12 protein-coding genes are annotated in these 11,434 nt (G+C 64.6%); 9 read left to right on the top strand and 3 right to left on the bottom strand.

What is annotated here, in order from left to right; translation table 11 throughout:
- The 4 genes from V6M39_RS15470 to V6M39_RS15455 form a co-directional block, all read left to right on the top strand.
- Positions 1-532: isocitrate lyase/phosphoenolpyruvate mutase family protein (locus V6M39_RS15470; RefSeq protein WP_332644709.1), on the top strand; the 532-nt coding region annotated here is incomplete at its 5' end.
- Positions 529-1,668 carry a phosphonopyruvate decarboxylase gene (gene aepY, locus V6M39_RS15465; protein WP_332644708.1) on the top strand — a complete coding sequence of 380 codons (1,140 nt, stop codon included), beginning with the start codon at positions 529-531 and terminating at the stop codon, positions 1,666-1,668. The genes V6M39_RS15470 and aepY, both read left to right, overlap by 4 nt.
- Positions 1,665-2,798: a phosphonoacetaldehyde reductase gene (locus tag V6M39_RS15460; protein ID WP_332644707.1), complete on the top strand. Its 1,134-nt coding sequence runs from the start codon at positions 1,665-1,667 to the stop codon at positions 2,796-2,798. Before aepY ends, V6M39_RS15460 begins: the two co-directional genes overlap by 4 nt.
- A gap of 172 nt (positions 2,799-2,970) precedes the next feature.
- A complete protein-coding gene (locus V6M39_RS15455) occupies positions 2,971-4,419 on the top strand; it encodes a polysaccharide biosynthesis tyrosine autokinase (protein ID WP_332644706.1) in 1,449 nt (482 codons plus the stop codon).
- Positions 4,420-4,448: 29 nt separating this feature from the next.
- Here the strand turns inward: V6M39_RS15455 and V6M39_RS15450 are convergent, their stop codons facing one another.
- On the bottom strand, positions 4,449-5,129 hold the full coding sequence (locus tag V6M39_RS15450; RefSeq protein WP_332644705.1) for a class I SAM-dependent methyltransferase: 681 nt from the start codon (positions 5,127-5,129) through the stop codon (positions 4,449-4,451).
- A 48-nt stretch (positions 5,130-5,177) separates the two neighbouring features.
- On the opposite strand from V6M39_RS15450, the gene V6M39_RS15445 reads away from it, so the two are divergent.
- Positions 5,178-5,894: an oxidoreductase gene (locus tag V6M39_RS15445; protein ID WP_332644704.1), complete on the top strand. Its 717-nt coding sequence runs from the start codon at positions 5,178-5,180 to the stop codon at positions 5,892-5,894.
- 307 nt (positions 5,895-6,201) lie between these two features.
- Here the strand turns inward: V6M39_RS15445 and V6M39_RS15440 are convergent, their stop codons facing one another.
- A complete protein-coding gene (locus V6M39_RS15440; protein WP_442880819.1) occupies positions 6,202-7,002 on the bottom strand; it encodes an HAD family hydrolase in 801 nt (266 codons plus the stop codon).
- Between the two features lie 113 nt (positions 7,003-7,115).
- A complete protein-coding gene (locus V6M39_RS15435) occupies positions 7,116-7,814 on the bottom strand; it encodes a class I SAM-dependent methyltransferase (RefSeq protein ID WP_332644702.1) in 699 nt (232 codons plus the stop codon).
- A 186-nt stretch (positions 7,815-8,000) separates the two neighbouring features.
- On the opposite strand from V6M39_RS15435, the gene V6M39_RS15430 reads away from it, so the two are divergent.
- Genes V6M39_RS15430 through V6M39_RS15415 form a run of 4 tightly spaced genes read left to right on the top strand, consistent with a single transcriptional unit; the run spans position 8,001 to position 11,387 of the window.
- The gene (locus V6M39_RS15430) at positions 8,001-8,990 is read left to right on the top strand and encodes a Bug family tripartite tricarboxylate transporter substrate binding protein (RefSeq protein WP_332644701.1); all 990 of its coding nucleotides are present in this window, start codon (positions 8,001-8,003) and stop codon (positions 8,988-8,990) included.
- Positions 8,987-9,487 carry a tripartite tricarboxylate transporter TctB family protein gene (locus V6M39_RS15425; protein WP_332644700.1) on the top strand — a complete coding sequence of 167 codons (501 nt, stop codon included), beginning with the start codon at positions 8,987-8,989 and terminating at the stop codon, positions 9,485-9,487. The genes V6M39_RS15430 and V6M39_RS15425 overlap by 4 nt, the downstream gene beginning before the upstream one ends.
- Positions 9,487-10,998, top strand: coding sequence for a tripartite tricarboxylate transporter permease (locus V6M39_RS15420; RefSeq protein ID WP_332644699.1), 1,512 nt, complete (start codon positions 9,487-9,489; stop codon positions 10,996-10,998). The genes V6M39_RS15425 and V6M39_RS15420 overlap by 1 nt, the downstream gene beginning before the upstream one ends.
- The gene (locus tag V6M39_RS15415) at positions 10,995-11,387 is read left to right on the top strand and encodes a universal stress protein (RefSeq protein WP_332644698.1); all 393 of its coding nucleotides are present in this window, start codon (positions 10,995-10,997) and stop codon (positions 11,385-11,387) included. Before V6M39_RS15420 ends, V6M39_RS15415 begins: the two co-directional genes overlap by 4 nt.
- The last annotated feature ends 47 nt before the right edge of the window (positions 11,388-11,434 follow it).

Genomic DNA, 11,434 nt, shown 5'->3' with positions numbered 1-11,434 from the left:
CATCGAGGACAAGGAAGGCCTCAAGCGCAACTCGCTGTTCGGCACCGAGGTCGAGCAGACCCAGTCGTCGATCGAGGACTTCTCGCTGCGACTCAAGGCGGGCAAGGCAGCGCAGATCACCGATGACTTCATGGTCATCGCGCGCATCGAGAGCCTGATCCTCGGCAAGGGAGTCGAGGACGCGCTCGCGCGCGCCGAGGCCTATCTCGCCGCCGGAGCCGACGGCATCATGATCCACTCGCGCGAAAAGACCCCGGATGAGGTGTTCGAGTTCGCGGCGGGCTATGCCAAGTTCAACACCACCGCACCGCTGGTCGCCGTCCCATCGAGCTATCACACCGTCACGGAGGCGGAGCTCGCCGAGCGCGGCTTCAATATCGTGATCTACGCCAACCACATGCTGCGGGCGGCGTACCCCCAGATGGCTCTCACGGCCAAGACGATCCTCGAGCACGGTCGCACGACCGAGGCCGAGCCGTTCCTGGCCTCGATCAGCGAGGCTCTGGCGATCATCCCGGAAAACCGCGCGTGATCCGTCCCGGCATCTTCGTTGACGCAATCGGCGGGAGCATCCCGTTCTTCACGGGTGTCCCCGACAGCCTGCTCAAGCAGCTCGGGACGCACATCGAGGCGACCCTGCCCGCATCGCAGCACGTCATCGCCGCCAACGAGGGCGCTGCCGTCGGTCTCGCGATCGGCCACCACCTGCGTACGGGCAGCGTGCCGGTCGTCTACTTGCAGAACTCCGGCGTAGGCAACACGGTCAACCCGTTGCTGTCGCTGGCCGATACCGAGGTTTACGGAGTGCCAATGGTGCTCCTGATCGGCTGGCGGGGCCAGCCCGGCGTCAAGGACGAGCCGCAGCACGTGAAGCAGGGTCGCGTGATGACGCAGCTGCTGGACGCGATGGAGATCCCCTTCTTCGTGCTGCCGCATGATGAAAAGGCGGCCCTTGCGGTTGCTGCCGAAGCGCGTGCGACCGCACTTTCGGCATCCGGCCCAGTGGCGATCCTGGTCGAGGCTGACACCTTCGCGCCTTCCGAAGCGACGGTCACTGGCGTGCAACTCGCTCCAGACCTCCCTTCACGCGAGGAGGCCCTCGTCGCGTTCGCGGAAGCGGTGGGTGAGGATGCGGCCATCGTGTGCACGACGGGCATGCTCGGTCGCGAGATGTTCGAGTACCGCGAAGCGCATCCGCGACCTGCCCTGCGCGAGTTCCTCTGCGTCGGCGGAATGGGTCATGCCTCGTCGATCGCCCAGGGCATCGCACTGGCCGATCCGGCAGCCGACGTGTGGGCCTTCGACGGTGACGGCGCGCTGCTGATGCACCAGGGCAGCCTCGCGGTCAATGCCAAGACGGCCAGCCCCAACTTCTTCCACGTCGTGTTCAACAACGGCGTGCACGACAGTGTCGGCGGCCAGCCCACGGCCATCGCGAACGTCGACGTGCCCGCGCTCGCCGAGGCCTCCGGCTACCGCGGCAGCGCGCGTATCCTCAGCTGCGACGACGTCGCCCAAGCCGTCGCCGATGCGCGTGCGACGGGTGGTCCCTACCTCATCGAGATCCAGGTACGTCCGGGCAACCGCAAGGACATCGGACGGCCCACGCGTACGCCGGCGCAAAGCAAGGAAGCGTTCAGCGCGGCTCTGAGGTCTGGCCAGTCATGACAGTTCTGCCTGCCGACGATGGCCGGCCCGGCATTTTCGGTCCGGAGTCTCTCGCTGAGCTTCCTCGGGTCGTGAGCGACCTCAGTCTGAGCCGCCTGCTTCTGGTCACCGGCAAGAGCAGCTTCGCGGCCTCTGGAGCGGCGAGTGTTCTCCCGGCGCTGGCTGAGGTTGCCACGATCCAGCAGTGGTCGGACTTCTCGCCCAACCCCAGCGTCGAGGACGTCATCAGCGGGGTCGCCCAGGCGCAGTCGTTCAAGCCCGACGGGATCGTTGCCATCGGTGGCGGTAGCGCCCTCGACATGGCCAAGCTCCTTTCAGTCTTCGTCGACATGAGTCCGGACGAGATCCGAGCGGCCATCCGTACGAATACCGTCACCGGCCGCACGCCGGCGCTGATCCTCGTACCCACCACCTCCGGATCCGGCAGCGAGGCGACTCATTTCGCGGTCGTCTACATCGACAAGGAGAAGTACTCAGTCGCGCACCAGTCGCTACTGCCGGACTTCGTCATCCTCGATCCGAGCCTCACCGAGTCTGCAAGCGCCTATCAAAAGGCGACGTCAGTCATCGACGCTCTCGCGCAGGCGGTTGAGAGCCGGTGGGCCCGAGGCGGCACCCACGCGAGTCAGTCGTTCGCGGATGCTGCGCTCGTGGACTTGACCTCCTCAGCGGCACTCTTCGTCGGGGGAGACAGTCCGTCGTCTGTCCTGGCGGCCCGCGGCAGCTATCTGGCGGGGCGAGCCATCGATGTCTCCAAGACGACTGGAGCGCACGCGATGGCGTACGGACTCACGAGCCGCCACGGGGTGAGCCATGGGCACGCCGTTGCAACCACGCTCGGCGCCTTTGCGAGAGTCCACGCAGCGGAAGCCGCACGCGACGGCGGCGACCTTGAGCGCAATCTGGACAGCATTGCTGGCCTGATCGGTGCCGATGGTGCGCAGCAGGTCGGTGACAGACTCGATGAGATCGCCCGGCAGCTCGGCCTTGAGCTCAAGCTTGAAGCGCTCGGCGTGCCCCGGTCGGACCTCGCCGTGATGGCTGGCGAGGTGAATCGCGAGCGCCTCGCCAACAACCCGGTGGCGCTGACTGAGTCAGAGCTGCTGGAGCTTCTCAACAGCTGTTGGTGACCTCCGTACGAGTTGGTGCGCGCCATGGCCCCAGACCAAGCGCACAGGAAGTACTCCGGCTAGAATCTCGCAGGTATGCTCGGCGTCGCGCTGGGTTGGTGGGCGTCACCTCATACACTCGGGCGACAGGCGGCTGCACTTTGCCACCTGAGGGCACAACAGCGGAGGCAACATGGATTTCCAGCAGTTCATAGGTGTCCTTCGCGCGCGCTGGAAATTCATCGTCGTAACGCTGCTGATTGGCTCCTTCCTGACTGTGGGTCTGGCGATGAGCCGGGCAGCCGAATACGCCTCCACCGGTCGCATCTTCATTGCCGTCCCGGACAACTCCGCCCAGGTCAACGACTACCTGTCGACCTACCTCGTTGCACAGCGCACCGCGTCCTACGCCGAGCTGGCCAAGGACCCCGTGCTGCTCCAGAAGGTCATTGACCGCACCGGCCTGCAGCTCAGTCGATCGGAACTTTCTGCGCGGATCACGACCAAAGTGGTGACCAACACGCAAATCGTCGAGGTCAGAGCGACCGGGCTCACTCCGGTGGAAGCCCGTGACCTCGCCGAAGCCGAGATCACCGAGCTCGTTGCCCTCGTGAACGATTTTGAGAAGCCGACCAGCGACAAGCCCGCGGCGGTCGTCGCCAGGTCGACGGGTACGCCGCTGTTGAATCCAGTTCCTGTGGGCGTACCCCTGGCATTTGTGGTGGCAATTGGCGTCATTCTCAGCTTCCTCGCCGGCATTGTCGGGGCGCTGATCAAGGATCTCCTCGACATCTCGATCAAGTCCCGCCAGGACGTCGAGCACGCAGTCGACCTGCCAGTCATCTCGGCGCTGCCGCACGACCCGTCTGTCGCCAAGGACGCTCACAGCGCTGTTGCTCCAGGCAGCCCGCTTGCAGAGGGCTTCCGTGTCCTTCGTGCCAACCTGCGATTTGCCGACCTCGACTCAAGCGGTCAGATGATCCTGGTGACCAGCGCACTCCCCAATGAGGGCAAGACGCTCACCGCGGTCAACCTCGCCCAGTCTCTTGCCGCGACCGGTCAGTCCGTTCTTCTCATCGACTGCGATCTCCGCAGTCCGAGCGTTGCAGCCAACCTCGGACTTGAGAACGCCGTAGGCATGCTGTCCGTCCTGCTCGGCCACATCTCGCTGAGCGACGCGGTCCAGGCCCACTCCAGCGGCCTCGACGTCCTTCCCACCGGACCTCGTCCGCCCAACCCGTCCGAGGTCCTTGAGACCGATGCGGTGGGCAGCCTCCTGAACGTGGTTCGCGAGGCGTACGACGTGATTGTGATCGACGCACCTCCGATCCTGCCTGTTGCAGACACGTCGACGTTGGTTCGTCACGTCGACGGGGTCCTGCTGGTTGCCCGTTACGGCCGCACCCGCAAGGACGTCCTCCGGCTCGCTGCTGAGCGCATCCTCGGACTCAACGGTCGCCTCTACGGCGTCGTGCTCAACGGAATCCCGCGTCGTGGTGGCGGCGGCTATGGCTACGGCTACGGCTATGGCTACGGCGCCACCTTTGAGCGCCCCGAGATCTCCAGCCCGCGCCCGGCGCAGGGTGGTGGGGGCCGACGTCGCGTCGGTGATGACCCCGCGGCGCACGAAGTCTTCCGCTGATCTGAAGGCGTTCGCTCAGCGGGCGTTGGTCAGCGGAAGTCGACCAACATCGTGTCGGGCGGTTCCGCTTCGACAGTCAGGCTGCTCTTGTCGACGCGTGCGCGTACGCAGGTCGTCTCGTGACGCAGCCGGAGGAAGCCGGTCTGAGCTCCGTACTCCATGAACAGGTCGCGCACCTGCGACAGTGCCCCCTCGCCGACTGTCGGATGCTTCGTGGCCTCGGCGAAGCGCATCAGGCCTGGGAGGTCGAGCTTCTCCCACGTGCCGAACTCGTGAGTCTCGGGCTCGTGGAACAGTCCTGACGCAGTGAACGTGTCGACTGGCGTCGACGACGCGTCGCGATCGCCGGTGATCTCGCGCAGCTTGCGCATCCACGGGATCGAGTGGTCGTAGCGCTGCGAGATGGTTGAGAGGAGCCCGTCGCGGCGTAGCACCCGGGCGTACTCCGCCAATGCCGTCGGCGCCTCGCGGACCTCGGGAGCGATGACCACATCGAACGCATCGGAGAGGAATGGCAGACGCTCGCCGGCGGTGCGGACGTACTGGATGTCTTCGTGACGGCTGGCAGTGACATCGTCGCCAGCGACAACAACCTCGTGACCCTGCTCCACGAGCTCGTAGGCGAGGGCGCCATCACCGAGGTGCAACACGCAGGCAAGCCGGTCCCCGACCAGCCACTTGGCGGTGCGATCTTGCGGGGAGTCGGTCACCTTCTGAGGTTACCGGGCCGGTGCACGGCTGGCCGGTACGCTTCGGGCGTGTCCGATCCGTTCATCTCAGCCGCTCAGCTCGAGGGCATCCCTTCCGCGTACGCAGCAACCCGCGACGGCATCGACTCGCTGCTTCGCGATCGCGGACTGCGTCAAAGCACCCCCGATCACACCGCCAGGTCACTTCTCTTGGGCGCGGCTGCGACTGCATCCCTCGAAGGCAGTGCCTACGAGCCCGACGAGCTGGCGGCAGGCGGCGGTGACGCGACTGCTCGTGGCGCCGTGCGGCTCTCGACCGAGCTCCTCGGTCTGATTCCGGTGTGGAAGCGTTCGCCCGTCCAAGCCATGGCCCGCATGCATGCGTTGGCTGCGGGGGGATCTGTCGACGACGAGGATCTCGGTCGTCCGGTCAATCCCGATGGCGTGGCCAGACTGACGGAGCTCGCCTGGATGATCGGTCAGCCGACCGAGGCGCCGGGACTCGTCGTGGCCGCACTCGTGCACGCCGAGATCATTGCTGCGGGTGCATTCGGGACTCACAACGGCGTCGTCGGGCGCGCTGCCGAGCGTCTGGTGATGGTCTCGAAGGGCGTCGATCCGGCGTCCGTGACAGTGCCGGAGCTCGGCCACGCAGCCGTACCTGATGGATACCGTTCGGCACTGGCGGCCTATGCGAGCAAGAAGCCCACCGGCGTGCACCAGTGGCTGATGTACGCGTCTGCGGCGTTCACTCGCGCGGCGGAAGCCTCGCCGCTTGCGGGCTGACGACACAGAGCGGCGGCGCCAATTCCAGAGGAATGGACGCCGCCTGGCCAGCTAGCTCAGCTACCAGGCGTGCTGGATCTGAGTCGTCGTGTCTTCGCTTGAATCCCTGAGTGGAACGAAGATCTGCGAGCAACTGTCCCATTTAGACGGGTGATCGCCGCGTGGGTACTGGGCTGCTGTGCCGTCTATGGAATTGTTCTGGGTCTTGTTCCTTTTGTACGCCGCCGGTCCGGACGAGAACACCCCTACTCGCGCGTAACGTTCTGCGCTTTCGTTCACAAGCGGTGTCAAGCGGTGTCAAGCAGAGTCAGACGGTGACGCGTTTGCGGCGCGTCACCAGTGCAACGGTGATCGCGCTGACCGCTCCAGCCACAACAGCGACGGCTGCAGCTTTTCCGACCCGGGTGTCGAGTCCGAGGCGTCGACGCAACGCAACGGGCCGGGCAAAGGTCAGGATCGGCCAGCCGTTCTCATCGGCGATCCGGCGCAGCGACTTGTCGGGGTTGACCGCGAAGGGGTGGCCGACCGCAGCCAGCATCGGCGCGTCAGTCTCAGAGTCGGAGTAGGCGTAGCTCTCGCTGAGGTCATATCCCCGCTCGGCTGCGAGCTCTTCCATCGCCTTGGCCTTGTTGGGGCCGTACGCATAGAACTCGACGTCGCCGGTGTAGCGACCGTTCTTGACCACCAGTGTGGTGGCGATGACGTGGTCGACGCCGAGCATCTCGCCGATCGGCTCGACGACCTCGGTGCCGGAAGCCGACACGATCACGACATCGCGGCCTGCCGCTTGGTGCTGCTCGATGAGCTCGACAGCCTCGTCGAACACGATGGGGTCGATGATCGAGTGCAAGGTCTCGCCGACGGACTGGCGTACGACCTCGACGTCCCAACCAGCCACCATCTGCGTGAGGTAGGCGCGCATCTTCTCGAGCTGATCGTGGTCAGCGCCGTTGATGGAGAACATGAACTGCGCGTATGCGCTGCGGAGCACGGCTCGTCGACTGAGCAGGCCGCCCTCGAAGAACGGCTTGCTGAAAGCGAGCGTGCTCGACTTGGCAATGATGGTCTTGTCCAGGTCGAAGAACGCCGCAGATCGGGTGCTCACCATTTCAGGATAGGTGGGTCGACGCCATCGATGCGTCAGCACGCCTCATCGGGTCACTCGCTTGGGGCTTTGCGAGCAGGCTCCTGTGCTTGCTGCGGATCAGTGGCTGAGGGTCGTCACTCGACGACGCGGAACAACCAGTTGGTGCCGCCGGTCGCCATACCGAGCGCTTCGACCTTCAGACCAGTGCGATCGAGGAACTCGCGCCAGGCTCGCAGCTCATGGTCGACTTCGCTGAGCTCGTCGAAGTAGATGAGCGTGCCAGGGACCAGATGTGGCTCCATCGTGGAGAGCACCAGCACGGCGGACGAGTAGAGGTCAGAGTCGACGTTGACGATCAGCTGGTCGTGCGGGGGGAGCTTGAAGTCAGGGACCGTGTCGTCGAACCATCCCACCACGAAGGACGCGCGAGGGTCAGGGGGTTCTGGCACCGCATCGACGGCGAACGTACCGGCCTTGGTGTGCCAGCTCCAGTCCTCTGGGAGACCCTCGAAGGAGTCGAAGCCGACGAAGTGCGCGCCAGGCGCGGAAAGGTTCTCGCACCACCAGTTGAGGGTCTCGCCCTTGTAGACGCCGAACTCCAGATAGAGGGGCGCCTCGCCCTTGACGTGACGCAGGGCTTCTCGGAACAGGTCGAAGCGATCATGCCAGTGCTTGGGGATGCCGCCGGGGATGGTCCTGGCCCACGAGCCCATGGTCGCGAATCGATCGAGGGTCTCCGCCTTGCGTTGCAGTCGGCTTCCGCCGAGCTTGCCGACCTGCATCAGCGACCGTCTCGCGTTGTTCTTGAACTTCTCAGCACGTGCTCCAGACATGCGAGTACTTAACCACAAGGCTTGGGACGTCTCTGACACCGGCGACGGCACTGTTCACAGGTGTCTCGAGCAGCGTTGTTTTCTGCACAGGCTCAGCCTGCTGGGCCGTCACATCTGCGGTGGTGACGGCGTTGCAGGAACATTCACCACTCGCAGCCGACGCGGTGCAGGAGTAGGTTGCCAAAGGTGTCACGTTCTCGGATGCCCCTGCTGACGCTCTCTCTGATGGCGCTGCTCATTGCCTCGATGTCTGCCTGTGGGGTCACCAGGGGCGACGACAGTCGCGACATCCTGATGATCATTCCCAACGCTCCTGGCGGTGGCTATGACCAGACAGGTCGAGCTGCGGTCAAGGTGATGGAGGACGACGACGTCACCGGCGGAGACTTCACGGTCGACAACATCGAAGGTGCCGGCGGGACGAACGCGTTCACCAGCATGATCGGCGACGTCGGCGACGAGCACACCATCATGACGGTGGGCCTTGGTGTCGTCGGTTCGCTCTACTCGTTCGGCAACGACCTTCGTCTCCGCGACGCCACGCCGCTGGCGCAGCTGATGAGCGAACCAGAGGGCGTCATTGTCCCGGGCAACTCTCCCTTCAAGACGATCGATGATCTCGTCGCAGCCTGGCAGGACGACCCCAAGGGCCTCTCCGTCGGAGGCGGGTCTTCTCCCGGTGGGCCTGACCACCTGTTCCCGATGCAGCTGGCCGATGCCGTCGACGTGAAGCCGAGCGACGTCAACTACGTCACCTACGACGGTGGCGGCCCGCTGACCAGCGCATTGCTCGGCAAGAAGATCGACGTCGGCTTCTCGGGGCTCGCCGAGTTCACCGACCAGATCGCGACTGGGAAGCTGCGTGTCCTCGCCGTCTCTGGGGAGAAACGGTTGCCCCAGGACGAGCTGAAGGAAATACCGACTCTGACCGAAAGCGACATCGACCTGGTGTTCCTCAACTGGCGCGGCGTCCTCGCACCACCAGGCATCAGCGACGAGCGACGCGATGAGCTGATCGCCTACCTCGAGGAGATGCATGACAGTGACGCGTGGAAGAAGCAGATCGCGAAGTACGGCTGGACCGATGACTTCAAGACCGGTGACGACTTCGCAGACTTCCTCCAAGAACAGGATGACCGCGTGTCCGGCACGCTCAAGGATCTGGGGTTGCTGTGAGTGACGTCAATCAGACCCCGAAGGTCGACAAGGCGCAGTACGCGCTCGCGGCGGTGCTCGGTGTTGTCGGCGTCTACACGCTGATCGACGCACGCGGGCTGAACGTCGGATTCGGTGATCCAGTCGGACCGCGGATCTTCCCCTACATCGTCGGCAGCGGCATGGTCGTACTCGCCGTCCTGCTGGCGCTGGCGACAGCTCGAGGTGACGTGGGTGAGGGTGAAGAGGGCGAGGACATCGACCTGACATCGCCGCCGGACTGGCTCACTGTCGCGAAGCTCCTCGGCGTTCTTGTGCTCAACCTGTTGTTCGTCAACATCATCGGCTGGGCCATCACCGGAGCCCTGCTCTTCGCCGGCTGCGCGTGGGCCCTGGGCAGCAAGACCCTGCTGCGTGACCTGGTGGTCGGCGCAGTGATGTCGGTCGGATCCTGGTACTTCTTCTACGTCGGCCTCGACGTTCCGCTGTCGCCGGGCATCCTGGACGGGATCCTCTAGTGGACAATCTCCAACTGCTGCTGGACGGCTTCGGCAACGCGCTGACGCTCGAGAACCTCACCTACGCTGCGATCGGCGTGGTCATCGGAACGTTCGTCGGCGTGCTCCCCGGCATTGGGCCAGCGATGGCGCTGGCGCTGCTGCTTCCCATCACGTACGGCCTTGAGCCGACCCAGTCGCTGATCATCTTCGCCGGCATCTATTACGGCGCGATGTATGGCGGCTCGACGACTTCGATCCTGCTCAACACGCCAGGCGAGTCCGCGTCGGTGATGACGGCGATCGAGGGCAACAAGATGGCCAAGAAGGGCCGAGCGGCCCAGGCCCTCGCCACGGCCGCGATTGGCTCATTCGTGGCGGGTACGATCGCGACTCTCCTTGTGGCGCTGTTTGCGCCATCGATCGCCGAACAGGCAGTCAAGATCGGCGCCCCGTCATTCTTCGCGATCATGTTGCTGTCGCTGGTCCTGGTCACGGCTGTCCTCGGCTCGTCCAAGCTTCGTGGATTCATCGGCCTCTTCATCGGTCTCACGATCGGCCTGGTCGGATTGGACCTCTCCACAGGTCAGGCGCGTCTCACTGGCGGCGTCACGCAGCTCGTCGACGGCGTCGACATCGTGGTTGTGGCGGTCGGCCTGTTCGCGATCGGCGAGTCCTTCTGGATCGCGGCGCACCTGCGCCGCGCACCCATCGAGGTCATCCCGGTTGGTCGTCCGTTCCTCGGGCGAGAAGACTGGGCACGTTCGTGGAAGCCATGGCTGCGCGGCACGGCGCTCGGCTTCCCGTTCGGCGCTCTCCCCGCTGGTGGCGCCGAGACGCCGACCTTCCTCTCCTACGTGACGGAGAAGAAGCTCTCCAAGAACAAGGACGAGTTCGGGCACGGCGCGATCGAGGGGGTCGCAGGTCCCGAGGCCGCCAACAACGCCAGCGCGGCGGGAATGTTCATCCCGTTGCTCGCACTCGGGATCCCCGTAACCGCAACGGCATCGATCCTCCTCGCTGCCTTCAAGACGTACGGAATCGTGCCCGGCCCGACACTGATGACTGACCAGCCCGACCTCGTTTGGACGCTGCTTGCGAGCCTGCTCATCGGCAACGCGCTGTTGCTGGTGATCAACCTTCCGCTCGCTCCCATGTGGGCCAAGCTGCTGCAGGTCCCGCGTCCGCAGCTCTATGCGGGCATCTTGTTCTTCGCCTCGCTGGGTGCCTACGCCGTCAACCAGAACCCGTTCGACATTGCACTGCTGCTCTTCTTTGGTGGGGTCGGATTTGCAGTCCGTCGCTTCGGCATTCCGATCCTCCCGCTCATTCTCGGCGTCATCATCGGGCCGCTGATGGAGGTCAAGATGCGCGAAGCCCTCGACATCTCCGACGGCAACATCAGCGGCTTGTTCAACGAGGGCCTCGCGATCGGCATTTATGTGCTGATCGTCCTGGCGATCGTCGTCCCGATCGTGATTGACCGGGTTCGTCGCCGCGGCGGATCCCTGAGCGAAGGAGTGGCGTCATGACAGTCGTGGTCGGCTACATACCGAACCAGTACGGCGAGGCGGCGCTCAGTGCCGGGCTTGCAGAAGCCCGCCATCGAGGGAGCGACGTGCTCGTCGTCAACGCGACGAAGGGCGACGCGTTGGTCGACCAGAAGTACCTCGGTGAGCATGCAGCAGCCGAACTCACAAAACGGCTCGAGTCGGAGTCAGATGTCAGCACAGAGGTTCGTCAGACGATTGCCGCGGACGTTGCCAGCGAGATCGTGCGTATTGCCGAGGAGGTCTCGGCCAGCCTGATCGTGATCGGCGTACGTCGTCGTTCACCGGTCGGCAAGATGTTCATGGGCAGCGTCGCCCAGCAGGTGCTTCTTGATGCGACAGTCCCGGTGCTCGCGGTGAAGCCGGACTGAACCGTCCACATGTCCCCGTAGGTTCGTCGACACGTCCACAGGTGGTT

This window comes from Aeromicrobium sp., from assembly GCF_036675695.1.
Lineage (GTDB): Bacteria > Actinomycetota > Actinomycetes > Propionibacteriales > Nocardioidaceae > Aeromicrobium.
The sequence above is the reverse complement of the archived record's forward strand: the minus strand, read 5'-3'. Positions and strand labels throughout refer to the sequence as shown.

Excerpts from the sequence above, each read along its gene's own strand:
- V6M39_RS15460 (WP_332644707.1), top strand. The coding sequence starts at position 1,665 with ATGACAGTTCTGCCTGCCGACGATGGCCGGCCCGGCATTTTCGGTCCG.
- V6M39_RS15455 (WP_332644706.1), top strand. The coding sequence starts at position 2,971 with ATGGATTTCCAGCAGTTCATAGGTGTCCTTCGCGCGCGCTGGAAATTC.
- V6M39_RS15440 (WP_442880819.1), bottom strand. The coding sequence starts at position 7,002 with ATGGTGAGCACCCGATCTGCGGCGTTCTTCGACCTGGACAAGACCATC.
- V6M39_RS15435 (WP_332644702.1), bottom strand. The coding sequence starts at position 7,814 with ATGTCTGGAGCACGTGCTGAGAAGTTCAAGAACAACGCGAGACGGTCG.
- V6M39_RS15415 (WP_332644698.1), top strand. The coding sequence starts at position 10,995 with ATGACAGTCGTGGTCGGCTACATACCGAACCAGTACGGCGAGGCGGCG.